Source organism: Alteromonas lipotrueae (assembly GCF_019249215.1).
Lineage (GTDB): Bacteria > Pseudomonadota > Gammaproteobacteria > Enterobacterales > Alteromonadaceae > Alteromonas > Alteromonas lipotrueae.
In genome coordinates this window covers 84,678-109,794 of the sequence record NZ_JAESDI010000006.1, presented here as the reverse complement: position 1 = coordinate 109,794, position 25,117 = coordinate 84,678, and the positions used below count along the sequence as shown (strand labels likewise).

Sequence of the window (25,117 nt, the reverse complement as noted above, 5' to 3'; positions counted from 1 at the left end):
GCAAGAGAAAAATACGCACTACGTTAGTACAACCACCTAATATAGCGCGCTATTAGACCACAATACAGTAAAATGGAAAAAACAAAACTGGTCTAAGAAGTTGAACGGTAACCCATTGCTACCGTTCACGCTCTTAAGATTCTGGAAGAAAAAGAGGCCCTAGAGGTGATTTTGGTATACCGAAGTGCTCAGGGTAAGTCACATCTACCAAATACAACCCATTAGGTTTGGCGGTGGTAGCGGCTTTTGCACGATCTTTTAGGGTAAGTAGATGCGCCATCCAATCGACAGGTTGCTCTCCTGCCCCAATGCAAAGCAGTGAACCCGTGATGTTACGTACCATATGATGCAAAAACGCATTCGCACGGATATCTAACACCACATAACGACCTTGCCTATGTACACTCACGCTACTTACGGTTCGGTGAGGCGTTTTGCTTTGGCACAGCGAAGCCCTGAATGTAGTGAAATCGTGCTCCCCTACCAGCGCCTGTGCGGCTTCATGCATTTTTTCTGCGTCTAACTCGCGGTATTCGTGAGTAACACCATTGTGCAGGATAGCAGGTCGCATACGGGAGTTATAAATAACGTAGCGATAACGACGATGGGTAGCCGAAAAGCGGGCATGAAAATCATCAGAGACAGGTTTGGCCCAGGTTACGGCGATCGTGTCAGGCATGTTAGCGTTTATACCGAGTGTCCAAGCACGCTCTGGACGCTCTACATCGCTGTCAAAATGGACTATCTGGCCAGTTGCATGTACACCAGCATCGGTGCGACCAGCACAAAATACTATAATAGGCTTATTTGCGATAACGGTGAGTGCTTTCTCTAGGTATTCTTGCACGCTAGCCACGTCTTTTTGACGTTGCCAACCATGTACCGATGCACCATCATACTCGATGCCTAAGGCGATTCGCCCCATGTTTCAAACACCTCTAAATAGAAAAGCCGCTAAGTGTAGTCATACCGCACTCAACATGCAATTAACTGATGGATTTTAAAATACCTTCAGCTTCTTGCTTTTGCTCTTCACTACCCAGATTCATCACATCTTCGAGTAATTCCTTCGCAGCAACGATATCATCCATTTCTAGATAAACCCGTGCGAGGTCGAGGTTCGCGTTTTGCCCAGCATCTTTATCAATATCAATGACGTCATCGGCATCATTAACACCGGTGAAATCAGAAAGGCTTACATCTAAATCAAGTTCTGCACTGTCTGGATCTATCTCGTTATCTTCGCCATCATCCATGAGCGCTTCCACATCCAAGAAATCTTCTGGCGGTGTACGTGGTTCGGTTTCAGCATCGCGCTCCACATCGTTTAATAGTGCACTTAAATCTAAGTCTGGGTTGTCGAGCTTAAGTTCAGGCTCGGGGCCTTCTTCAAGATTTAGGCTCTCTGCCGATTCAGCGGTATTCGCTTCAATACTTGGTTCATCTTCTTGCTCTGATTCGATGCTTTGCAGCAATTCATCAAATTCTGCACCATCTAAATCGTCAAATATCTCTTCTTGTTCTGATTCTTCAGTTCCCGACAACCAGTCATCTAATCCTGGCACATCTTCTAGCTCGTCGAAGTCGCTAGGATCTTTTTCATCGGTAGAAGGGTCTACATTCACTAAGGGCTCTTCATTGGCTGAAGGCTCTGCCACCAAGCCATCGACTTCATGCTCTAATTCAAATTCATCAATTTCATCGAATGCGCTATCAAGAATACTGTCATCGTAATCGTTGCTTTCGGCCTCTGGCTCTGGCTCTGGCTCTGGCTCTGGCTCTGGCTCTGGCTCTTCAGCATCATCGCTCGATTCACCAAATGTAGGAATATCATCCATCATTTGTTTATCAAACGCCGCCAATGCATCATCAAGTGGATCAGCTTCGGCTTCGGCAAGACGCTCATCAGCAACTGGCTCGATGTCTAAGTTATCTTCATTAATTTCATCAACTTGAGGCTCATCTGGCGCAACCTCTAGGCCCGCTTCAATGTCAGAATCAAGCTCAGAAAGTAAGTCCTCAGTCAGTAACTCGTCTTCATCACTGTCGTTTTCTACATCGCTGTCGTTTTCTACATCGCTGTTGCTTTCTTCATCGCTGTCGCTTTCTTCGTCGCTGTGGGCACCGTCTACTTCTACACTTTCGGGTTCAGCAGATTCGAGAGCATCGTCCCTGTCATCATCATCATCAAAGTCTAGCTGAGCTTCAGCTGGCGGTGCTTCATCTAATACTTCGTCTTCATTAAACCCGTCAATCTCATCTTCTGACTCGGCTTCTTCTAACGAGGCTATATCTTGTATTTCTGCATCTGGATCATCAATGACTTGCTCAGCGGAACCTAAAGATTCAAGTTCGTCTGACGGCTCATCATCGCTTAAATCCAATTCATCAGTATCTGATTCGTCTGAAACTGACTCATCTGCATTTTCGTCTGCTGGAAGCGGCTTATCAACACCAAGCTCAGCCTCTGAATCACTATCGGCGTGACTGGCCGCTAACAATTCATCTGCTAAAGCATCGTGAGTTTCACTTTCACCGTCGCTTTCAGGCTGCACAGCGTCATCACTGGGGAGGGGCTCTTGTTCTAGTTCCGCCGGTGCTTCTGCTGGCTCTTCTGATGACTCTTCTGGTGACTCTGCTGGCTCCTGTACTGTTAACCCAGCATCCTCTATCGCTTCTTCGATAGGCGTATCGATTTCATCTTGCCCATCGGCGTTATCTTCATCTTCAGGCGTAATTTCTGCTGGAGTATCTTCCAGCGCTTCATCTAGTTCGGCAAATTCTGACTCTGTTGCTGGTGCAGCGTCATCAGATTCGTCTGATGCAAGCTCTTCATCGGTGGGGTTTGTTTCAACTGGCAGTTCTTCGGCAGCCGCATCATCTACATTGTCTAGTGCTAATTCTTCGGGCTCTGGTGCTAGTGCAGCGACCTCAAGTTCTTCGTCAGCAAGCGCTTCATCAACAGGTGCTTCGCCAGCCTCGTCAGAATCTGTCGTTTCTTGCTGCTCGATTTCACTGTCTGTGTTTACAGTTTCAAAGGTATCATTTTCAACGACTTCATTCTCTAGCGCATCGGTTTCATCGCTCAGGTCGTCAATTGATAGTGTTTCATCATTATCTAACGGCGCATCGGACGGAGCTTCTTCGATGTCGCTGTCGATATCAGCTTCAAGTTCAGCGAGAAGCTCATCTGCAAGCGCATCGCCGGAATTTGTGTCTTCATCTGATTCAATATCTGCTTCTAGCTCAGCGAGTAAATCATCGGTAAGCGGATCATCAATGTCACTGTCGGCCTCAGAGTTTTCAGCAACTACAGGGTTTTCTTCTGGGGAGTCATGAGGCGCTTCATCTGGCTGATTTTCAGCTTCTAGCTCTGCTAATAAGTCATCAGTAAGCGGGTCATCAAAATCGCCATTCTCGTCGAAGGCAGGCGCAGCTTCATCTGCTGCTTCGGGCGCTAACGCATCATCTTCCGACTCGATACCCGCTTCGAGCTCTGCGAGCAAATCGTCGGTTAACGGATCGTCAAAATCAGCATTTTCATTGTCTGATTCACCATCCATCTCAGCGTCCGCTGATTCAGGCTCAACATCGTCATCATCCGATTCAATGTCTGCTTCAAGCTCGGCCAGTAAGTCATCTGTAACAGGGTCAGAAAAATCATCATCTGCGGATTCTTCTACCTCAGAATCAGTCTCTTCCTCAGATGCATTCTCATCGAATCCTAGCTCTTCTTCGCTTTCAGCCTGCAATTCGGAAATTAAGTCATCCGACAATGGATCAGAGAAATCCTCTGCATTCTCCATGTCTTCAACATCAACTTCTTCTAAGTCGCCAGTAATACTGTCTAGGCTTTGAATAGCTTGTGGTGAAGGTGCTGATGCAACAGACTCTATTGCATCCTCTTCGCTTTCGCTGTCTTCGTCGCCTTCATCTAGGCCACCCATCATTTCGATTTGCTCAATCTCGTTGAGCAAATCATCGGTAATTCGATCGAGTTCTTGATTCTGCTGATTAATTTCATCATCAAGCTTATCAATCATTTCTTCATTGATAAGTTCATCTTTACTGTCTAATTCATCAAGCAGCGTGGGCTCTGGTGCATTTTGTTCAAGCAAATCATCAATACTGATTTCAGGCGTTTCGTCTTCGTCATCCACACTGGGTAAGGTGGCAATATCCTCTTCGCTTTCATTCGAAGCTGATTGTGCTGCTTCGAAAATGTCGTCTACTTCGTCACTCGTGGCAGTTTCAGCCATTGCACCATCTAAAATATCATCGATATCAAAGTCGTCATCTAAGGCATCGGGTTCAGACGCATCTGGCGCTTCTTCAATATCGTTTTCATCTTGTGCTTCGCCTACACCTAGGTCTGTATCAAGCTCGGTATCAAGTGAATCATCGTCATCACCAGATAAATCAAACCCTTCTAAACTGTTATTGTCATCTTCACTGAGCTTATCGGACAAATCATCATCATCGAACAAACTGTCGAGCTCATTCTGATCGAGTTCATCGCTGCCCGACTCAAATAAATCATCGGTATCATCTTCCGGCACCAGCATGTCATCGTCGAGGTCGCCAAAGGTTTCTAAATCATCATCAAGGCTTTCTTCTAACTCAGACGTAAGCACATCATCAAGCAAGTCGTCGTCGTTAAACAGATCGTCATCCGTCAACTCCATGCTATCGCCAAGATCTGGCTCCAGCGCATTGGCCAAATCGGCCATGTCAGTATCGGGCACTGGCACATCATCAGAAACTTCTTGAACTTCTGGTGTTTGTGTAGCTTCTGCCGGTTTACGTTTCAATAACCAAGCAATCAGTCCGCCGACCAACAATAAGGTAATAATGCCGGAGCCTATAATGAGAAGCATTGGGCTAGAAAGCGAACTCCACATCGAGTTTTGTTTTTCCGCTTCTCGCTGCATTTGCTCGGCTCTCATCATCTCGAGCAACTCTTGTTGCAGCGCAACTTGCGTATCTATTTGTGTTTTAACATCACCTTCAACCTGATTACGAAGCTCTTGAAGTTCACCGTTAACCTCGTCTACCCGCTCATACAGTTTGCGATTTTCATTTAATAAAGCTTCTACGTTTTCTAATGACGCAGCAAATTGCATCCGAAGTTCATCAAACTGACGGGTTTGCTCTTGGTCTAAACGCGTAATTTTTTGTTCAATATTGGATTGGGTTTGGCTTAAATCGTTTTGATTCACCAAAGGCGCAGGCGGTTTGATATTTCGTACGCTGCTACCAGGTTTGTTTAGCAACTCAGCAAAGGTTCGCTCGTCACTTTCTGCGCGTATTTGTGCTTGCCTAGCATCGATACGAGAAATATACCGTTCTGATGGCAATTTCAGTACTGAACCATCAACCAGTAAATTTAAGTTCTGCTGTTCAAATGCATTGGGGTTTAGTTCATAAATAGCTGACATAACCTGATAAACCGACAGGTTATTATTTTGGCGATAGCGCTCGGCTATACGCCAAAGAGTATCTTGAGAATCAATGGGGCCGTATTCTAATCCAGAATACTGGCTGGTCGCGTTCTTGGGCCCTTTCAGCAGGGTAGCGCGTTCCTGTGCATCGACATTATTGTGGGGGGCTAGTAAACATAAAGTAAGTAAAACTAAGCCCGTCAAATGCAATTTCATAGCAATCCTATATGCCCTCAAGCGTCAACACCACCAAGTGTCATGGTGGAGATTCGTAGCTAAACCTCTTCTAATTTGCACTTAAATGCTGCAAACGGGTTCAGCTTTTTATTCTTATCATTTGATAGCGCCTGCGCACGAATGAAAATGCCCTATCAATACAGATTTTCTACATTGCTTACCGCTATTTTTAACCTTCGCTGATGTATTGACAACACCACTTGGGTCGACGGTATTTGTAATCTGGTTTAAGAAACTATAAACCAGTTATTAAAGGCAATCTAGTTAGCCCTTCTGTTTTCGGTATCTATTTGTTGAATATCGATATAACTGCTTATCGGCCGAGCAAGCAAAATGTTTACTTACTCGGCGAAATCAATGTTAAATGCCCTAATTTGGGTTTTGCCTACTTAGCCCTATGATTACATGTAATCGCGAATTAAGGTTTCAGCAATTTGAATACTGTTTGTCGCCGCACCTTTACGGATATTATCTGACACAACCCAAAGGTTAAGACCACAAGGGTGAGTAATATCGTTTCGAATACGCCCAACATGGACCATATCATTGCCGCTGGCACTGCTTACCTGGGTAGGAAACTGATCGGCAGCATCATAAACTTTTACGCCTGGTGCATCAGCAAGTAATTGCTTAACCTGTTCAGCATCAATTGGAGCGCGAGTTTCTAAGTGAATGGCTTCACCATGCCCGTAAAATACTGGCACTCTTACTGCCGTTGCATTAACCAAGATGCTGTCATCGCCCATAATTTTTTGTGTTTCCCACACCATTTTCATTTCTTCTTTGGTGTAGTCATTGTCTTGAAACGCATCAATCTGAGGAATAACGTTAAAGGCGATTTGACGGCTAAACGCTTTTGTTTCTAGCTCTCGCGCGTTTAGCAGGCTAGCAGTTTGCTTCACCAGCTCTTCCATCGCTTCTTTTCCTGCACCAGATACAGACTGATACGAACTTACGTTAATACGATCAATACCCACAGCATCGTGTATTGGTTTCAACGCCACCATCATTTGAATGGTTGAACAATTAGGGTTGGCAATAATGTTTCTATTGCGAAAATCAGCCAGTACATGGGCATTAACTTCTGGCACGACAAGCGGAATGTCTGGCTCGTACCTAAATTCAGACGTGTTATCGATAACGATACACCCTGCATCAGCGGCACGTGGCGCAAACTCAGCAGAAATACTGCCGCCTGCAGAGAAAAAGCCAAATTGTACCAACGACCAATCGAACGTATCTGCATCCAACACTTCTACATCTTCGCCCTTGAAGCTAATACTGGTTCCCGCTGAACGTTTGCTGGCTAGTGGATATAAACGATTTACTGGAAAGCCACGCTCTGCCAGTAGTTCTATCATGGTTTGCCCAACTAGACCGGTCGCGCCTAATACGGCAACGTCAAAGGCTTGTGACATAAGTGTTGTTTCTCCTGCTAATAGTGTTGCTTAAAAATAGAAGACGTTAGGCTGGCAAGCTAGGCTTGCAACAAAAAGCCTAACCCTCTCAATTGCTGTTTAATTTCATCTGATGTGTTACTGGGCAATATCAGCGTATACGCACTGCATTCCCGTCTTACCCGATAGCTTTTGCGCATAGTAGCAAAGGTGTGGCTAATGCAGGCAGAAATTTTTTCGCTATTCGCACTTTCACTTTTCTGCCTCGATACATCCCCTACCCCTTCTCGAAATGCTTTATCGTCAACACGCAAGCTATAAACTTTTAGCATTAAGCCTATTAAATCTTGTTTCGACAATGTGGAAGCTGATGCTGAGGTCAATTCTACTTCTATGGGTTCAACAGCGGATAAATATTCGCCGAGAGTTTTAGTACAAGGTTCTTTCAGCAAATTGCATATTTGTTCGTAAACATACTGAGTACCTCGCACTTTACCCTCTACTGAATGCCCCGCAATATGAGGTGTCATAAGCCAACAATATTGCAATAGTTCAAGATTGATGGCGGGCTCATTTTCAAACACATCTAACACCACCGAGGGCGCGTTTGGTTGTTTCAGCCGATTTAACAAAGCCTGTTCATCAATCACCTCACCACGACATGCATTGATAAGCAACTGATTACTCCCTAGTTGCCCTAGCACATCAGCATTAATCAACTTACCCGTGGCATGGTTGCCTGTCTTCACATAGGGCACATGAAGCGTGATCACATCACAATCGATAATGTCTTGAAAACCAACAAAACTGCGTGGGTCATCCGACTCATTTAATGGGGGATCGCACAACTTATATTCAATGTTCAATGCCGCTAATCGTTTAGCCAAGGCCGTGCCTACATGTCCTGCCCCCACTATACCCACGGTAATAGCATTAATGTCTATCTTACCTGCTTGGTCAGCCAAAAATAATGCGCTAAGTACATATTCGGCCACGGCAACGGCGTTACAACCGCCCGCGGAATTCCAGCTGATCCCCTGACTATTAAGCCAGGTTTTATCCATGTGGTTAGTGCCAGAGGTGGCAGTGGTAACGAACTGGAGTTGCGACGCTTGGCTAAGCAAGGCTTCATTGACTTTGGTAGTGGAACGCACAGCCAAGATATCTACGTTTTTGATATCTTCCGGAGTAAGGGTTTGCCATGCATAACTGCTAACATCGCCTAAGCCGCTGAAGTATTCACGGCCTAAAGGAATTGTATCTTCAAAGAGTATTTTCATGATGCTAAGTTTACCTCAATCCTTTGGATTAGTAACCTTGAGCACCATGAATCAATACAGTTTTTTAGTCTACTTTAGCGCTTATTTGTCGAAACCAGGGAATCGTCGGGCAACCCGCCGCTTAATTCCTGGCCACGCTAGGCTTCCCCCCGCTTGTTTTGTAACTTCAGACGCTTGTGCGCGGATCCCTTGCAAAATAGCAGAATGAATAGGGATTAACTTCTGGCCTGTGGCCTGAGCTTTTAACTGGATTTCGCAAGCTCGCTGAAAAATGAACATAAACAAAAACGCATCGGGAATGGTGTCGGCACAGGTAAGCAAGCCGTGATTCCGTAAAATCATAAATTGTGTCTCACCCAAATCGCGTACTAGGCGCGCTTTCTCATCAGGGTTCAAGGCTACGCCTTCATAGGCATGATAAGACAAAGAGGCTAACGGAAACAAAGACTGCTGTGAGTACGCTTGTAATCCTTCCTCTAATACTGAAAGTGCAACCCCTTCAGTAGTATGCAAATGCATCACGCACTTCGCATCGTCTCTAGCTTCGTGCACCGCACTGTGAATAGTAAAGCCCGCGGGGTTGATGTCGTACTCACTTTCCATGACCTTGTTGCCATGTAAGTCTACCTTCACCAAGCTTGACGCTGTGACTTCATCAAACATCATGCCGTAAGGGTTTATCAAAAAATGATGCTCGGGCCCTGGCACTCTTGCAGATATATGGGTAAAAATTAAATCATCCCAACCGTACATGGCCACTGCACGATAGCACGCCGCTAGATCCACACGGGTTTGCCACTCTTGTTCACTCACCTGTGCTTTGACTTCTGAATTCATAATTCATCTCCTACATTTTTTTCTACCTTACGCCTAATTTACAGGCTAAACTGTCGGATAAACGACACTGTAATGAAAATGTTAACTCAAGAATACTCAACCGTTTTAACCAGCTCAATGTGGTTTTCTTCACTCCCTGAAAACTTGCAGTGCGCCTTGCTTGCTAAGGTACGTATTCGTCATTTAAAAGTAGGTCAACAACTGCATGCTAAAGGCGAGGAAGGCATTGGTTTTTATGGCGTATGCGAAGGCCGCCTGCGTGTAATGAATATTGGTGCTAATGGCAAGGAAATGCTGTTTGCATTGCTTGGGCCTGGCACGTGGTTTGGTGAAATTTCTCTTTTCGACGATTTACCCCGCACTCACAATAGTGTGTGTGAAATCGATACTGTGATTGCGGTTATCCCAAAAGGTGCGTTTAACGCAGTATTAAAGGCTCACCCTGAGCTTTACCCACACTTTGCCCGCCTGCTGTGTTCAAGAGTAAGAAGTGCATTTCAATTTATCGATTCCAGCGCTGGGCTAAACTTACAACACCAGTTAATTAAGCGCCTACTGATGCTAACCACCAGTTACGGCCAGCATCTCCCCCAAGACAACGCTATTACCTTAACGTTATCGCAAGAATCTTTAGCGCAAATGATAAACAGTAGCCGACAAACGGTGAACCAACTCTTAGGCGACTTGCAAAGCCAAGGATTACTGCATTTACATTATGGAAAAATAACCATCAGTCGACCAAAGGCTTTGTTCGCGCTGCTTGTAGATGAGGCGTGATAGTTAGATAGTCACAGGTACGAACGGCAAGATAGCAGGTGAAAACTACTAACTCGATGGGGAAAATCAAGCTCCCCATCAAGTATATCAACAAGTCCGATACGAACTTGCTTATCGTTATAGTCTAGCCTTGGTAGCGCTGCATCACTAACGTTGCGTTAGTACCGCCAAAACCAAAACTATTAGACATAACCGTGTTCAACGTTGCTTCACGTGCTTGTGTGACAATGTCGAGACCAGCGGCGGCATCGTCTAGCGTGTCGATGTTAATTGATGGCGCAATAAAATTATTTTCCATCATTAACAAGCTATAGATAGCTTCGTTAACGCCAGCTGCACCTAATGCATGACCCGTTAGTGATTTTGTTGCACTAATTGGCACACCAGATTGGCCGAATACTTCCTGTATAGCCGCCAGTTCTTTCACATCTCCTACAGGTGTTGAAGTACCGTGGGTGTTCAAGTAGTCGATGGGTGCAGATACATTCTGCATGGCCATTTTCATGCAACGGATTGCGCCTTCGCCTGATGGTGCTACCATGTCGAAGCCATCAGAAGTTGCGCCGTAGCCAACCACTTCACCATAGATTTTTGCGCCACGGGCTAATGCGTGCTCAAGCTCTTCAACCACAACCATACCGCCGCCGCCAGAGCTAACAAAGCCATCGCGTGCTGCATCATAAGTACGTGATGCTACTGAAGGGTTGTCGTTATATTTAGAACTCAGTGCGCCCATGGCGTCGAACTGACTTGACAGTGCCCAGTGCAATTCTTCACCGCCACCTGCAAATACAACGTCTTGCTTACCCAGTTGAATAAGCTCCATGGCATTACCAATACAATGAGCACTGGTTGCACATGCCGACGCAATTGAGTAGTTCACACCGCGAATTTTAAACGGCGTGGCAAGGCATGCTGAAACCGTAGACGCCATACAACGAGGAACCATGTACGGCCCCACACGTTTTACGCCTTTTTCACGCAGAATGTCTGCCGAAAGTACTTGGTTTTCAGAAGACGCGCCGCCAGAGCCAGCAATAATGCCGGTGCGATCGTTAGAAATGTCGCTGTCTTCAAGGCCTGAATCTTCAATGGCTTGTTGCATTGCAACATAAGCATAGGCCGCCGCATCACCCATAAACCGCATAGCTTTACGGTCGATGTGCTCTTTAAGGTCGATATCGATATTACCCCACACTTGGCTTCTTAGGCCCATCTCAGCGAACTGCTCAGAGTGTGTAATACCTGACTTACCTGCTTGCAATGAAGCAAGTACATCTTGTTTATTGACGCCGATACTTGAAACAATTCCAAGACCGGTGATAACTGCTCTTCTCATAGTTTACCCTTTGCGTTGATGCGGCTATGGTAACGATTTTGATTGGTAAAGTGGTCTGCTTTGCAGCTTAAGACCCAGCACTTCACTTTTTCTAACCGCATCCTGATGCATTTGCTTTAATTATTTTTGCGCCACGTGAATTGCTTCAATCAATGTATCATGAAAGGCACATTCAAATACTAGAAGAAAATAGCAAGTTCACAAAAGCTTCACTAAATTTTTAAGCAGTTCATTCGGTCTATGGCAAGGCAACTGTATTGATGGGTATCGATATAGTTGTTTAACTTCACAAAACTGCTCACATCTCTTATCCATTCGTCTATCTTTAACAATTAAGATAAACTCTTTGAATCAATTCAGATAAAATTGTGTACTATCACTATTCACCAGCGCGTTCTACTGCGTGCAGTTCTTATAACATAAAAATCTTTAGTAAAATTTGTGCGGGAATACACATCACCATGGCCACTTCTAACTTCTGGGGCAACGAACTTGAGTTTCGTCGTACGGTATTAAGAGTTGTTCTACTTGTTATCATTGTTGCAGGTGTCATTTTTACTATCAATAACTGGATTGTAGGCCACAAAGTATTGGCCTTTGTTGAGTTGCTGGTTGTCTTTCTTTCCCTCGCTATTCTAGCGATTCATAAAAAGACACCGAACTTAAAATTATGGTCTTCCGTATTTTTATTCGCCCTGTATACGGTTATTCTTATTGGCATTCTTTCTGCCTCATTTACCTCAGCACTGTACAGTTGGCTATTCATTGTGCCAGTTCTTTCCTATTTGCTGTTGGGTACCAAATTAGGCACCATCTACTCTGTCTTATATGTATTATCAGGCTGCGGCATCTTGACCTACCGACATATTGTGCATAATCCCGACACACCCGTCATTGCCATTGTCAATATTGCCTTAACACTTACGGCTATTTGGGCGTTATCTTATACCTATGAACGAAAGCGGGCAGAGACCGTCAAACGTTTGCAGGAAATGGCCTCATTAGACCCGCTCACAGGGCTGAACAACCGCTTGCTTCTAGGCTCTATTTTCGACATGCTCTGCGAAACATTGCCCGAGAAACAAAAAAATGTATCTATGGTGTTAGTCGATCTTGATCATTTTAAGAAGGTGAACGACAAATATGGTCATGGCGTGGGCGATGCAGTACTTGTTGACGTATCTCGTATTATCAATAGTATGCGCAGACGAAACGATTGGGCTTTTCGATTCGGCGGCGAAGAGTTTTGTTTACTTATACCCGATGTTACGCCTTCTCAAGCACATAGCATTGCAGAGCGCTTACGGCATTCAGTTGAACACACGTTAAGCGTAGAAGGCTTTGACGCTAAAATGACCGTAAGTATCGGCGTGGCCCGCTGGCCTGAAAATGGTGACACGTTGTCTCAAATTTACAAGGTCGCCGACGAGAGGCTTTATAAAGCCAAAGAACAAGGTCGCAATCAGACTGTCTCTGAATAGTTAGTTATCAACCGCATAAAGAGTTAAATTACACCGGTGAAATCTCAACAAGCAAGCGTGCATTTCAATGAAAACGGCACGCCTGTCGCCGACCATTTTGGCGACGTATACTTTTCCAATGACAGTGGTATTAATGAAACCCAATATGTATTTATGGGTGGAAATAGCATTGTTGAACGTTGGCTGGCACATAGCAACCCTAGCTTTGTGATTGCTGAAACCGGCTTTGGCACTGGGCTTAACTTTCTGGTTGCCATGCAAGCGTTTAAACACTTTAGAAACGCCAATCCCAGCCACCCGCTTAAACAATTATTCTTTTTAAGTACGGAAAAATTCCCACTACCCAAACCAGATATGGAAAAGGCATTACTGGCATTTCCCGCTTTGAAAGAAGAAGCTGGCGCATTAAGTACGCGCTATCCTATGGAGCTAGATGGGTGCCATAGGCGTCATTTCGATGAATTTGATACCACGTTGGATTTGTGGGTTGGGGATGTACACGATTTATTGCCTCAATGGCATAGCCCAACAGCTGGGCTGATTGATGCATGGTTTTTAGATGGCTTCGCCCCCAGTAAAAACCCTGACATGTGGGCCGACACGTTATTTGAGCAAATGGCGCGATTGTCTAAAGTAGGTGCTACTTTTGCCACCTTTACAGCGGCGGGTTTTGTAAAGCGCGGGTTGGCTACCGCTGGATTTACCGTATCAAAACGTAAAGGCTTTGGTAGAAAACGCGATATGTTGGTGGGTGTTTATGAAACAGAAGCCGCGTCGACATTAGCTGAAAAGCGTGCCTTCGAAGGCCCCTACTATCGTTACAATCAAGCTGCTATTGCTCCTAAAAGCCACGTTATTGTGGTGGGCAATGGCCTTGCGGCAGCAACGGTGACACTTTCTTTAGCCAAGCGTGGCATTAACGTTACGGTATGTCATGATCAAGAGGCTTTAGCCACAGGCGCATCGGGCAACCCACAAGGAGGTTTTTTCCCTCAGCTTCATTCCGAGGCCAGTATTGCCAGCCGTATCCAAGCGCATAGCTTTTTGTATGCTTCGCATATTTACCACACCTTGCTTGATGAGCAAGAAGATTCAACAAACGTTGCGTTGAAAAAAACGACTGTGGCATACGACTTTTGCGGTGTTGCGCAGCTTAACTTTAACGAGAAGGTCGCTGTTCGGCAGAAAAAACTGGTGGCTAATGGTGTATGGCCAGAGGCGTTAATCAAACCAATAAGCCCTGAGGCGCTATCGGAAAAAGCGAGCATCGCCTTACCTTATGATGGACTGTTTATAGAGCAAGGGGGCTGGATATCGCCACCTGACTTAGTGCGTGCGCTAATTGAGCAAGCAAAACAGTACGCAGATGTGACCGTATTATGTCACCATGAGTACCTTTCTCACACTGTATTGAATGACAGTGACAAAACATCATTATCGGATGCGCTTGCCCAAGCACACCACCTTGCCGTGGAGTTTAGTGTAACGGCGGGCATAGAGGATTCATCAAATAATAAGACCTTGTATGCTGATCATCTTATTTTGGCCACAGGTGCTGGTGCTGTGGGCAGTAATGCATTTGCTTCGTTACCGCTGCGCCCCGTGCGCGGGCAAGTAGAAGCCATTACTACTCAAGCGCCCATAAACGCATTAACCACTGTGATATGCCACAAAGGCTATATGACTCCAGCATTAAATAGCCGACATGCCCTTGGCTCAACCTACATCAAAAACGACCTATCTACAGAAGTACGAGCTCAGGAAAGCGAACAAAACCTGCAAACCCACCAGCAAGCAATGGCGAATACTGATGTTGTACAACAGCTCGAGCATGATGGCGAAGCAAGGGCGGCCACGCGGTTAGGTTCACCGGATCATCAACCTGTGTCTGGTATGCTTGCAGATTTTTCGGCACTTAAAACTCAATATGTTGGGTTGTCGTTAGGTAAGCCGCTTTATACCGCTGCCCCGTTGCCAGCAACTCCAGTAAGCACATTATGCTGCTTAGGGTCACGCGGCCTCACTACCGCGCCTTTAATGGCGGAATTATTAGCAAGCACGTTAACCCATGAGCCTTTGCCGCTAAACAATGATTTGTGCCAAGCGGTACATCCTGCACGGTTTATGGTGAGAGACTGTATACGAAGTATCTTTGATGAATAGCGATGGCTTTTATCGCTATTTTTAAGCTGCAATTTTTTAAGCTGCAATAAAAAAGCGCAGTGCTGAACGCCTATTTTACTGGGCCACTTCAGACTGCGCTTTTTTGTTTAATTCGATTGTCACCGGCAGTTAGAAACTCACCGATGCGTAACCCGTTATTGTACTGGCACCTGCGCCGTTAAGCCTTTATTTAAATCGGTCACGATGAACGCGGGAATATAGATATTCGCACTGGCAACAACTTGCTTGTTTTGCATTGAAACAATACGGGCATTAATGCGAACGCCCCTGTCGTCTTCAATAATAGTGCCTGTCACTACATGGTCCATCGACACTTGCTTGGCCAGTGCATTCGCTTTGCGGCTTAATACAAAATCACCAAAGGGCGTTACTGTCACGCCACCAGCCATTTTAAAGTCAACAATGGCTAGCCCAAAATCTTGAAGTTCGGCAATAAGGTATTCAGAAAGTTGATTTCCTAACACCGTGCTATCGCCTAAAGATTCATTCAGGCGCACAAAGCTGGTCACCCCCACCATGTCTTGCTGAGTAAGGCGGGTTGCGTTATCCATTAAGTCCATCGCCAATTGCGATGCATAGTCATTTAAGCGTTTGTGGGTTTGTGAAGGAGAAAATCCTTGGTGCAATGGGTCTCTGTAGCCTGGGTCTACGGCAACATGCTGCTGGTATTCACGGTCGCGAGAGTCTGGGTGGTACTCAAGGCCTGATCCCCTTGGCACAGGAACAGGCTCAGCGGAGTGAGAAATTTCTCCGTCATCACCTAGCCAAAAAGAGCCGATTGATTCAGTACTGGTACACGCGGTGAGGTTAGCGACTAACCCCATTGCCAGCAAAGCAATAAGCCTTTTCATGATTAACCTCTACTTAATTTAACGCCATCACGCATGCCGTTCTTTTGGCTACCGTCGCTAGGGATCAACGCTTCTACCACATAAAATGGCACCAGCATTTGTGCACTCGCCACTACCGCGCGAGACTCTATGCCTAATATTCTGGCGTTAACTAACACGCCGCCTTGGTGTTTAGCCATGGTGCCCGTAAGTACGTAATCTATGGGTAAACTGCTGCTTAACTCTAAATAGTCGCGGCTAAGAACGAAGTCGCCACCGTCGGTAATACGAATGTAGTCTGTGGCTTTAAAATCGATAACGGGCACACGAAATTTATGCAGTTCGTGAACAAATGATTCTGCCATTTGCTTACCCAGCAAATCCGTTTCTTGAAGATTGGTATCAATAAGCGCGAAATGCGTTACGCCTATGGGCGTTTTTTCATTCACATATTCCATATTTGCGATAAGGTCTTGGGTCATATTTTTTACGTAATCACCAATATGCTTAGTTAGCGGTCGCCCTTTATAGGCCCCTTGAACACTCGAATAAAGTGTAGGTTGGCCCAAGGCGCCGAAAGCATCCATTCCCTCTTGCTCGTCTGACTGTTCGTCGTCTTCTTTTTGTGGTGAAGGACGGTCTATCGCCATAATATCTACTACATTCATGGCCGGTCGAGACGTTTCTTCAACTGCCACTTCTTCTTCGCCTAACATCATAGAGCAACCGCTCAGGGTTAACGTTGATATTGCTAGGATACATGCCGTGCATTTAAATAGTGCGTTCATCCCGTTACCTTCCACCTTCAGTTCTGTACAGTCGACCATTACGGCTCGTCACTCGCTCTTCTTCCCAGAAAATCTCAGCGGGAAAAAAGCGGGTAGCTGCCGCCACCACGTCTTTATTTCTAACATTGATAATTCTTGCGTTAACCACAGCCCCAGACTGTTGGTAAACCAAGGTACCTGTTATATAGAAATCGACCCGTTCGATATCGGACAATTGGTCGATATTGCGCGTAAGTACTCTATCGCTTTCGTCATTAACAATTATATCGTTCGAAAGCTTAAATTCTTGAGTAGTAAAACCACGTTTTGTGGCTTCGGTCATCATACCCTGTTCTAATTGATGCCCTAACATCATCAATGGATGTTGATCATTCTTGTTGTATTTCATGGTATCAATAGGCACAAATCCCGCCACGGCATAGCGCGCTTGCCTAGAAGGTCGCAAATCGGCAAACAGCTCATTGGCTAAAATGTAGGTGTGATATTCAACATTCCCAAGGGCTGGAATCGCCAAGGGATCAGACTGTGACATTTGGGCTTTAGGGTCGTCCGACGATTGACAGCCGCCAATGATGGCAAGTATTAATCCGGCAGAAATCGCTCGCGAAGTGTTGCGCAAAATACAGCGAAAGGTACAGCGTACCGTGCAGTACCTTGCTCTTTTGGGTGTGTTACTAGCGCTACGCTTGTAACTCGCAAGTTGAATTAAACCGAACATATATTCACCTAGAAATAAGCCATTTGTAAAAAGCGCGTTGTGTCACACTACTTGTCTTTTCTTGTCAACAACAAGAATTAGCAATATTCGCACCACAACCTGTGGGGGCGTGTCATGTAGCGCATAAAGACTGAAAAAAGGTTAACGCTAACAAGTGCCGAGCTAAAGCAAGCGATGTCAGAAAGCCTATAAAACACAGCCGTACGCCGCATTACTCCGCTACTTGGGGGCTTAGAGAGAATATATTGTAGTTAGCTACCTTTAGAAAAGGAACGCCAATCAACGTGGCTGGGTGTTTAAAATAACACCAACGATTGAGAGAAAGTGAGGGTGCCTAAGCGGCAAAGCCATGCCGCTTTCAGGCGTAATTTGCCGGATAATTATTCCGTTTCCAGATTCCACGCATAGCGCTTTGTTGTGCGACATTTTGGCGCTTAGCTGCGCGCCTGGTCAAATAATCGTGACCAAAGGCTCTTAACCTGCGCAGCATCATCGCCCTCTAGTTCTTTGTTGTTAAATGCGGCTTGCAAGCTTGCTGCCATATCTGAATCTAGTTGCTGCATAGTTGCGCTGCTTTGCATTTCTAGCTGACGAGACACCACGGCGAAATGGCCTTGTAAGTAACTGGCTGTAAACAGCTCATCGTCACTACCATGATTAACTACATCATCTAACGCAGCCTCTATCGCTGCAATTTGGTTTACTACTTGTTGGGGGGCTGAAGCCGGAGGTAACACGTATTTCTCCTATTCTTAAACGTAATCTAAAACTTTAAAACTATTCGGCGTTATAAAGAACCTTGTCTTTGTAACCGGTAATAATGGTGAACGCACCTTGTAGCGATGCATCTAACTCAGCATCGCCAGAATCTAATCGTAATGGTTTATTACCAAGCGATTGTAACTTTTGTTTAGTCGCAACAACCCGCATATTTTCTTTGCCAATAGCGCGGATAAAGTCTGGGCTAAGCTGTTGATTTCCACGCCCCAAAATATGCCCTTGCCCTCCGATAACGGTTAACACCACTTGGGTTGGCTTTCCTTGGGTAAGCGAAAGCAATTCAGATGCAGTTACATCGCTGGCTACAAGCGCTTTGTCTTGCAACACATCAACACCTAGTAGGGTATTTTCTAAACCCAGAAACTCCATAACTGCGCCTACGGTAGAGCCCGACCCCATAACAAAATAGGTGTCTGTGTTGTCGTCCATTAATTCGCTAATGGTAGCGGCAATGTCATCGAGGACGAGCGCTTCGTCCTCTTTACCACCCATTTTTACTGCTTGCACGTAAGTTAGTTCGGCGGGTACTCGCATCTCGCCATAGTGTTTTGCTATCACTTTTCCGGTTCGAAATGCGTTTTCATCGATATCTCGTACTTCGCCTTCCATCACACTGACAATTTCGCCCTTGATCATTTGGCTAATAACCTGCCCTGCGGCAGACGGAGTCACACAGTACACGCCCGAGTGGATTTTACATCCCGCCGGCACACCCAGCACCGGCACTTTGTCACCCACAATTTTACATACATTGCGGGCAGTACCATCGCCACCAGCAAATAAAATAACATCAAGATTACAGCCAAGAAAAGCCTGTACGGCACGCTCGGTATCTTCCCCTTCTGTTTGTTGCGATGCACTCTTGTACACCACCTCAAAGGGTAAACCTAAAGAAGCACACACGTCTTCGCCCATTTCGCCACCGGCGGTAACGATAGTGAACTGTTCTGACAAGCCCTCTACTATAGACAGCGCTTTGGCCATTTTTTCGTTAGCCTTTTTTTCAGCGCCCATCGCCAATGCCTTTTCACGCACATCGGCACCGTCACTGCCTTTTAATGCAAGCGCGCCACCTATACCCGCAAAAGGGTTAACTACCACACCTAATCGAAATACCGGTTTATTCATTGGTTTACTGCGCTCCCGTTAATTTCTGTGTGTTTTTTTAAAGCATCGATAAAGCGTACTGCCCTAGGGGGGAAACCATTGTTTTTATAGCACGCTAACTGGGCTTCAACATTCTGCGTGAAACCTTGTCTATCGGGCTCTGCACCATTTAAATTATCGGTACTAACTTGAAATTTTCGCCCTGCGGCTTCGGTAAACGCCCACTCAATAGCTTGCGGCTTAACCTCTACACTTTCAAATTCGGCTTGCTGTTTGGCATCTCGCCCATCAGGGCAATACCAATAACCGTAATCTTCGAGCAAACGACGCTTCTCACCTGCCACACACCAGTGGGCAATTTCATGCAGCGCGCTGGAAAAGAAGCCGTGGGCAAACACAATGCGATGATAAGGAATATCTTCAGTGGCAGGAAGATAAACAGGCTCGTCATCACCTAATACCAGCTTCGTTTGAAAGTCGGTAAAGGTGCTGTTAAACAAAGTAATAAGCGCAGGTACGTCAGGGTCTATCTCATTCGCCACGCAGAATAACTCCAGCAGCGAGTGAATAAGTTAGCCGAGTTAGATTGCACCGAGTACTAAAATTCAAAGACGTTTCCCGTTAGCCATACATTTAAGGGCGGGTATTATAACAGTGAAAATATGGCGGGAATAGGCTTAGCGGCTTGCATGCGCCACTCGCTTGCGTCAAGCTAGTATTAAAGCACTACGGAAGGATATTATTTGCGTGTCACAGAATATCGTTAAGCATATACACAGAGTGAATGCGCTTCGAGACCTAGCGCTTAAAGTGGGTATTATGGATAATATTCACGAACTTCAGCATTGGCAATGCGAGCGCTTGCTGGTGTCTCACGATGATTTAGCCAAACAAGCGCGCTATCAAAAAGCCATGCAATTTTTTGTAGATGAACTGTATGGCCCAAAAGATTTCAGCCAGCGTGACGCTGACTTAGTTAGGGTGATCCCCAAGCTTGCCAAAGTGCTTCCCGACAAAGCCATGAACGCCATGAATGATGCGTTGGCACTTAACGCCCTGTCATTCGATTTAGATATGCAAATGGTACATCAACTCAAAGGAGCACCATTAAATCGTGACAGCTACGCCCTAGCCTACCGCAATACGGGTCGGCAGCAAGACAGGCAACGCCAACTCGATATTATTGCACACCTTGGCGATCAACTCGGCGATGTGATTAAAATTAGGGGAATCGGTATGTTGATTAGCTTATCAAGACGCCCCGCCAAATTAGCTGGTTTATTGTCGCTTCACGAATTGCTAGAAAATGGTTTCCACTCATTTAAAGCCATTGGCGATGTGCAAAGCTTTATTCATCCTGTACTCGAACGAGAAGAAGTGCTTATGCATACGTTGTTTGATGAATCAGTCCCTCTGCCAGAAGATAACCCGCTTCCTATCGTTTCTACTAATTTAACCACCTGATGTGGGCTTTTATAGAGTCGCACCAAGGTAGCAACTGAGTTTACCCCGAATGCCAGAGTCTTTATTACCATGGCGATATGAATCGCCCTTTATCAAATCTTGGCAAATAGATGCTAGCCACTTAGATCACTATAACCACGTTAATAATGTGGCTTACTTAACCCAAGTAGAAGCATTGGCGTGGGCCCATTCCAATTCACTTGGCTTGCAGTTTTCTGACTATCAGTCGCTCAACCGCGCCATGGTGATTAAACGCCATGAACTTGATTACCACCTGCCCTCTCACGAAGGTGACAGTCTACAATGTGCAACGTGGATTGTGAGTTGTGATAACAAGCTAACCCTAAAACGACACTTTCAATTTGTTTGTGAGCGCAGACAAAAAACCGTATTTGAAGCTTTAACCACCTTTGTTTGCGTGAGTTTAGATACTGGCTCTCCTAAGCGATTGCCTGAACCCTTTAAGGTGATTTATGGCAAAGCATGTATTGAACCCAATTTTTAATTGCGAAGCCCAACGGAGTTTTTAATTATGAATAAAGGGCTATTAGCATGTTTAGTTGTGGTACTTGCTGCATCCGTATTTCTGAACGGCTATTTATGGCTGTCATTAAACCAGGCTGTAGATATAGCTACGTCAAATAGCATGTCTGATTATGAAAACGCTGCATACAAAGAAAACGCTGCGAATGAAAAAGGTACTGGGCACTCAACGTCAACTAACGGCCAAGATCCTAGCGAGGGGTTTATCTCGTCAACCAATAATGCGAGAGCATACCGTGAGGCAGGTATATCTGAAACGAACATTGATGCATTACATCAACTGTTAAGTAGCGGTAACTACGCACTCCTTAATCAACAACTGAACTATGAATTACAGCGCTTCCCTAACAATGAAGATCTTTTACTGTTAGAAGCCGAGTTGGTATTAAGAACTCAGCCATTATCCGAAGCGCTTATTTATTTTCACGATTTAGCTGAACTACCATTATCACCTAACATGCAAGATAACGTTGAAAGCCGGATTACTAGCCTATACGACAACGCGCAAGAAGAGCTTAAAGCAAATAGGCAGTGGGATTTAGTGGCAAGCTTGAACGAACCTTTGTTCCAGCGAGTGCCTGATAACAGACGATATACGCTTCAACTTGCCGAAGCTTATGCTAGACAGCAAAAAATAACCTTAATGGAAGATGTTCTTGCAAGCTTGGCTTACGATGATAACGCCGCCAATGCTATACGAAATATCGCATATAGAGAAAGAAACTATGACAATGAAGTTGCTACAGACGAGACGTTGCCAAGAAGTGAACTTTTAGGTAAGGACGTTACTCGCGTGGCACTCCTTCGAGAAGGCGATCAGTACCGGGTAAACGTTGAAGCACTCAATCAAACCGCCGACATGGTGTTAGATACTGGAGCAAGCACTACTGCTATCACCACGGACTTATTCAACCGATTAGGCGGTTTGGGACGCCTTACTTTTATTGGTAACTTTGACGTAAATACCGCGTCGGGCACCATTAATGCCCCTTTGGTACATATACCTAGTTTCCTTTTTGCTGGCTATCGATTTAACGACGTTTCTGCGTTAGTGCTACCAACAAACGCTTTACCCAACGCAGATGGGTTATTAGGAATGAATATATTAGGAAAATTCGACTTTTCCATTAGCCCCCAAGACAGCGAGCTTACGTTAAAAGTACGAGAAGAAAATAACGCTTTAGACTAGGCCGAGTACATCCTAACTTCTACTCATTCATATCTAGCTCAATACAGCGTCTTAACCAGCTCGACATCTACTTAAGCATTAAAAAGACGGTTTTCTTAGAAGGAAGGCCGGTTTTCTTCGCGAAATTATCTGCCAACACCGCAATTGCTGGGCTTCCCATGTGGCTATGCTCAGGGCTACGGCTCAAAGAGCGCTAGCTTTATGAACTCGTAGCGCTTCGAACAAAACTCGGGTTTAATCGAAATGCCAATTATTTCCTCGAATTCATAACGTTCCTGCAGCACCAGTCAACTACCATTACAAACCTTACAAAAACCTACCTGCCAAAAATCAACCTGCGTGAGTACGTATTTTTAACTATTCACTTGACGAGAATAAATTTAAGCTTACACTTGTGCGCTGACTGAGCATACACTTGTACGCTTAAATTATTTTTACTCTCTAGTTAAGTCCGTTTTGAAAAATTAATAGGTGTGATCTCAACGTTGAAACTATTACTCGATAATCTAGCCCATCGCTTGCTCCATCACAATTCATGGAGAGGATATTGGGAAGTGCTTATACAGCAGTTTAAACCTGCGTGGCGAGATGGCTATTACAGAGCGCAAGTTGAAGCTGTCAGAAATCTTAGTTCTGACATGCTGGAAGTTATTCTAAAGCCCGAAAAAGCTTGGCCTAGTCATATTGCAGGGCAACATATCGCGCTAACCATTGAAGTGAATGGAAGGCTTACTACCCGTGTATTTACCGTCGCTTGTGGTGCAAGCTTTCACCGCGAAACGAAAAATATTCGGCTTATCACTAAGGTCAATAACGAAGGTGCACTTACCCCGTACCTGTCCTCGGTAACACCCAATACATGGGTGAATATTTCAGCGCCTAAGGGGAATTTCACCTTACCTAATACCGATAAACCCGTACTTATGGTGGCTGGAGGTTCAGGCATAACGCCGTTTATCGCTATGCTTGAAGACGCCAATGAAAATAAGCTAATACACCGCGCACCTGTTCATCTGCTTTACTTTGCAAAACCCAACGAGCACGTGTTGCAAAGCGAATTACTAGCACTTCAAAAACGCGCCAACAACTTTACTTTTGCCGTGTTAACTCGACAAAAAGATGGCGATGTAAAGGATTACCTATCCCACTTTGCTGATGCCCACTGGTTGGTGTGTGGCCCTAAAGCGATGTACGAGCAGGTACGTGAAGTAGCAAAACTGGTGAGGGCAACGTTAGACAGTGAACATTTTGCCGCATTGCCCACTGTGAACATTGGAAGTTTGAGCGAAAAAGAAACCTTTTCTTTGATGCACAACGGCCAGCATTTATCGGTGAATAATCAGAAATCTCTGCTTTCGCAGCTTCAAGAAGCCAAACAGCCTGTAACGTATGGCTGTGGTATGGGTATTTGCCATCAATGCCAATGTGTGAAAAAGCGGGGCGTAGTGCGCGATACCCGCACCGGCGAGTTATCCGATAGTGCCGAGCAACTTATTCAGCTGTGTGTATCGCAAGCCGTAACCGATTTGGAGATTCAACTATGAACACTCGCGTCTTAATTAATACCGAGGAACGACAACAAGCGCCTAGTAAAACTGACGCGCGATTACAACAAGCAACTACCCCACCGCAGAGCGTAAGCAAACCCGATTACGACATGTTGGAAACTCAACTTGATGCAATAAAGTCGGAAGTAAAAGATAAAATCGGCGCTGAAGATGCAGCCTATATTCGACGTATTATACTTATCCAGCGTATTTGTGAATGGAGTGGCCGCATATTATTAATGCTTGGTTTCTTACAGCCTCTACTTTGGGTAGCTGGCGTACTAAGTTTAGCAGCAGCGAAAATACTGGATAACATGGAAATTGGCCATAACGTGATGCACGGTCAGTATGACTGGATGAACGACAGTCATATAAATTCAAAGCGCTATGAGTGGGATATTGCCTGCGATGGGGCAAGCTGGAACCGCGTGCACAACTACGAACATCACACCTACACCAATATTATTGGCAAGGATAGAGACTTTGGCTATGGCCTACTTCGCTTATCGAATGATTTTAGATGGCGGGTAAAAAACCTTTGGCAGTTCGCTACCTATATTTTGCTTAGCGTAATGTTTCAGTGGGGTGTGTCGTATCACGAGATGGCCGCAGAACGCGTATTCTTCGGCAAGAAGAAAGACAGCCGCAAAAACCAAGTAACCCATAGCGAGCTTAAAAAACGCTTTTTCAGTAAAGGCGCACGTCAGCTGGTAAAAGATTATGTGCTCTTCCCTTTGCTGGCTGGCCCGCTGTTCTTATGGGTATTGTCAGGCAACCTTATAGCCAACTTGCTACGTAACTTATGGACATCTACCATCATCTTTTGCGGGCACTTTACCGGTGATGTGGAAACCTTTAAAGCAGAGGATTGCAAAAATGAGACCCGCGGCCAGTGGTACTATCGTCAGGCGTTAGGCTCATCAAATATCAAGGGCGGAAATTTATTTCACGTACTTACTGGGCATTTAAGTTTTCAGGTAGAACACCATTTATTTCCTGACATTCCCGCCAGACGATACCGAGAAATGGCCCCTAAAGTACAAGCCGTATTTAAACAGCACGGCATGCACTACAACACTGGCAGTTTTTGGAAGCAGTACGCTAGCGTACTAAAACGCATTGTTCGCTACTCTTTTCCTTAAGCCCTTGAGCGCAAAACCTACCAGCCGGCCATCGCG

Annotated in this window: 20 protein-coding genes; 8 read left to right on the top strand and 12 right to left on the bottom strand. The window is 45.3% G+C overall.

What is annotated here, in order from left to right; genetic code table 11:
• Positions 1–133: 133 nt before the first annotated feature.
• From truA to JKP82_RS08315, 5 genes are all read right to left on the bottom strand, one after another.
• The gene (truA, locus tag JKP82_RS08335) at positions 134–925 is read right to left on the bottom strand and encodes a tRNA pseudouridine(38-40) synthase TruA (protein WP_013783501.1); all 792 of its coding nucleotides are present in this window, start codon (positions 923–925) and stop codon (positions 134–136) included.
• A 61-nt stretch (positions 926–986) separates the two neighbouring features.
• Positions 987–5,657 carry a FimV/HubP family polar landmark protein gene (locus tag JKP82_RS08330; RefSeq protein WP_218396609.1) on the bottom strand — a complete coding sequence of 1,557 codons (4,671 nt, stop codon included), beginning with the start codon at positions 5,655–5,657 and terminating at the stop codon, positions 987–989.
• A 422-nt stretch (positions 5,658–6,079) separates the two neighbouring features.
• Positions 6,080–7,096 (bottom strand): aspartate-semialdehyde dehydrogenase, encoded by a 1,017-nt coding sequence (locus tag JKP82_RS08325; RefSeq protein ID WP_159531840.1) that lies wholly within the window; start codon positions 7,094–7,096, stop codon positions 6,080–6,082.
• Positions 7,097–7,155: 59 nt separating this feature from the next.
• Positions 7,156–8,355, bottom strand: a complete 1,200-nt coding sequence (locus JKP82_RS08320; RefSeq protein WP_159531842.1) for a 4-phosphoerythronate dehydrogenase — start codon at positions 8,353–8,355, stop codon at positions 7,156–7,158.
• An 81-nt stretch (positions 8,356–8,436) separates the two neighbouring features.
• Positions 8,437–9,192 carry a class II aldolase/adducin family protein gene (locus JKP82_RS08315; protein WP_159531844.1) on the bottom strand — a complete coding sequence of 252 codons (756 nt, stop codon included), beginning with the start codon at positions 9,190–9,192 and terminating at the stop codon, positions 8,437–8,439.
• Between the two features lie 72 nt (positions 9,193–9,264).
• Here JKP82_RS08315 and JKP82_RS08310 point away from each other — a divergent pair, with 72 nt between their 5' ends.
• Positions 9,265–9,969, top strand: coding sequence for a Crp/Fnr family transcriptional regulator (locus tag JKP82_RS08310; protein WP_159531846.1), 705 nt, complete (start codon positions 9,265–9,267; stop codon positions 9,967–9,969).
• 124 nt (positions 9,970–10,093) lie between these two features.
• Here the strand turns inward: JKP82_RS08310 and fabB are convergent, their stop codons facing one another.
• Positions 10,094–11,308, bottom strand: coding sequence for a beta-ketoacyl-ACP synthase I (gene fabB, locus JKP82_RS08305; protein ID WP_159531848.1), 1,215 nt, complete (start codon positions 11,306–11,308; stop codon positions 10,094–10,096).
• A 461-nt stretch (positions 11,309–11,769) separates the two neighbouring features.
• Between fabB and JKP82_RS08300 the strand changes: the two genes are divergently transcribed.
• On the top strand, positions 11,770–12,789 hold the full coding sequence (locus JKP82_RS08300) for a GGDEF domain-containing protein (protein ID WP_218396607.1): 1,020 nt from the start codon (positions 11,770–11,772) through the stop codon (positions 12,787–12,789).
• Between the two features lie 36 nt (positions 12,790–12,825).
• Positions 12,826–14,952 (top strand): FAD-dependent 5-carboxymethylaminomethyl-2-thiouridine(34) oxidoreductase MnmC1, encoded by a 2,127-nt coding sequence (gene mnmC1, locus JKP82_RS08295; RefSeq protein WP_218396605.1) that lies wholly within the window; start codon positions 12,826–12,828, stop codon positions 14,950–14,952.
• A gap of 155 nt (positions 14,953–15,107) precedes the next feature.
• On the opposite strand, the gene JKP82_RS08290 is transcribed toward mnmC1, so the two are convergent.
• The 6 genes from JKP82_RS08290 to JKP82_RS08265 form a co-directional block, all read right to left on the bottom strand.
• Positions 15,108–15,824 (bottom strand): FlgO family outer membrane protein, encoded by a 717-nt coding sequence (locus JKP82_RS08290; protein WP_159531854.1) that lies wholly within the window; start codon positions 15,822–15,824, stop codon positions 15,108–15,110.
• A 2-nt stretch (positions 15,825–15,826) separates the two neighbouring features.
• Positions 15,827–16,591, bottom strand: a complete 765-nt coding sequence (locus JKP82_RS08285) for a FlgO family outer membrane protein (RefSeq protein WP_159531856.1) — start codon at positions 16,589–16,591, stop codon at positions 15,827–15,829.
• Positions 16,592–16,595: 4 nt separating this feature from the next.
• A complete protein-coding gene (locus JKP82_RS08280; protein WP_218396603.1) occupies positions 16,596–17,309 on the bottom strand; it encodes a FlgO family outer membrane protein in 714 nt (237 codons plus the stop codon).
• A 434-nt stretch (positions 17,310–17,743) separates the two neighbouring features.
• Entirely contained in the window at positions 17,744–18,046 is a 303-nt protein-coding gene (locus JKP82_RS08275) for a YfcL family protein (RefSeq protein WP_159531860.1), read from the bottom strand.
• Between the two features lie 40 nt (positions 18,047–18,086).
• Entirely contained in the window at positions 18,087–19,217 is a 1,131-nt protein-coding gene (locus JKP82_RS08270; RefSeq protein ID WP_218396601.1) for an ATP-NAD kinase family protein, read from the bottom strand.
• Positions 19,214–19,738: an elongation factor P hydroxylase gene (locus JKP82_RS08265; RefSeq protein ID WP_309475325.1), complete on the bottom strand. Its 525-nt coding sequence runs from the start codon at positions 19,736–19,738 to the stop codon at positions 19,214–19,216. Before JKP82_RS08265 ends, JKP82_RS08270 begins: the two co-directional genes overlap by 4 nt.
• A gap of 205 nt (positions 19,739–19,943) precedes the next feature.
• Here JKP82_RS08265 and JKP82_RS08260 point away from each other — a divergent pair, with 205 nt between their 5' ends.
• From JKP82_RS08260 to JKP82_RS08240, 5 genes are all read left to right on the top strand, one after another.
• Complete coding sequence (locus JKP82_RS08260; protein ID WP_159531866.1) at positions 19,944–20,660, top strand: DUF8198 family protein; 717 nt, start codon at positions 19,944–19,946, stop codon at positions 20,658–20,660.
• Positions 20,661–20,709: 49 nt separating this feature from the next.
• Positions 20,710–21,165, top strand: a complete 456-nt coding sequence (locus JKP82_RS08255) for an acyl-CoA thioesterase (RefSeq protein ID WP_159531868.1) — start codon at positions 20,710–20,712, stop codon at positions 21,163–21,165.
• Between the two features lie 27 nt (positions 21,166–21,192).
• Positions 21,193–22,392: a retropepsin-like aspartic protease family protein gene (locus JKP82_RS08250; RefSeq protein ID WP_218396599.1), complete on the top strand. Its 1,200-nt coding sequence runs from the start codon at positions 21,193–21,195 to the stop codon at positions 22,390–22,392.
• A gap of 485 nt (positions 22,393–22,877) precedes the next feature.
• Complete coding sequence (locus JKP82_RS08245) at positions 22,878–23,936, top strand: flavin reductase family protein (RefSeq protein ID WP_232370643.1); 1,059 nt, start codon at positions 22,878–22,880, stop codon at positions 23,934–23,936.
• A 113-nt stretch (positions 23,937–24,049) separates the two neighbouring features.
• Positions 24,050–25,081, top strand: coding sequence for a fatty acid desaturase family protein (locus JKP82_RS08240; RefSeq protein ID WP_373996590.1), 1,032 nt, complete (start codon positions 24,050–24,052; stop codon positions 25,079–25,081).
• The last annotated feature ends 36 nt before the right edge of the window (positions 25,082–25,117 follow it).

Coding starts and splice junctions, on each gene's coding strand:
- truA (WP_013783501.1), bottom strand. CDS start 925: ATGGGGCGAATCGCCTTAGGCATCGAGTATGATGGTGCATCGGTACAT.
- JKP82_RS08330 (WP_218396609.1), bottom strand. CDS start 5,657: ATGAAATTGCATTTGACGGGCTTAGTTTTACTTACTTTATGTTTACTA.
- JKP82_RS08325 (WP_159531840.1), bottom strand. CDS start 7,096: ATGTCACAAGCCTTTGACGTTGCCGTATTAGGCGCGACCGGTCTAGTT.
- JKP82_RS08320 (WP_159531842.1), bottom strand. CDS start 8,355: ATGAAAATACTCTTTGAAGATACAATTCCTTTAGGCCGTGAATACTTC.
- JKP82_RS08315 (WP_159531844.1), bottom strand. CDS start 9,192: ATGAATTCAGAAGTCAAAGCACAGGTGAGTGAACAAGAGTGGCAAACC.
- JKP82_RS08310 (WP_159531846.1), top strand. CDS start 9,265: ATGAAAATGTTAACTCAAGAATACTCAACCGTTTTAACCAGCTCAATG.
- fabB (WP_159531848.1), bottom strand. CDS start 11,308: ATGAGAAGAGCAGTTATCACCGGTCTTGGAATTGTTTCAAGTATCGGC.
- JKP82_RS08300 (WP_218396607.1), top strand. CDS start 11,770: ATGGCCACTTCTAACTTCTGGGGCAACGAACTTGAGTTTCGTCGTACG.
- JKP82_RS08290 (WP_159531854.1), bottom strand. CDS start 15,824: ATGAAAAGGCTTATTGCTTTGCTGGCAATGGGGTTAGTCGCTAACCTC.
- JKP82_RS08285 (WP_159531856.1), bottom strand. CDS start 16,591: ATGAACGCACTATTTAAATGCACGGCATGTATCCTAGCAATATCAACG.
- JKP82_RS08280 (WP_218396603.1), bottom strand. CDS start 17,309: ATGTTCGGTTTAATTCAACTTGCGAGTTACAAGCGTAGCGCTAGTAAC.
- JKP82_RS08270 (WP_218396601.1), bottom strand. CDS start 19,217: ATGAATAAACCGGTATTTCGATTAGGTGTGGTAGTTAACCCTTTTGCG.
- JKP82_RS08255 (WP_159531868.1), top strand. CDS start 20,710: ATGCCAGAGTCTTTATTACCATGGCGATATGAATCGCCCTTTATCAAA.
- JKP82_RS08250 (WP_218396599.1), top strand. CDS start 21,193: ATGAATAAAGGGCTATTAGCATGTTTAGTTGTGGTACTTGCTGCATCC.
- JKP82_RS08240 (WP_373996590.1), top strand. CDS start 24,050: ATGTTGGAAACTCAACTTGATGCAATAAAGTCGGAAGTAAAAGATAAA.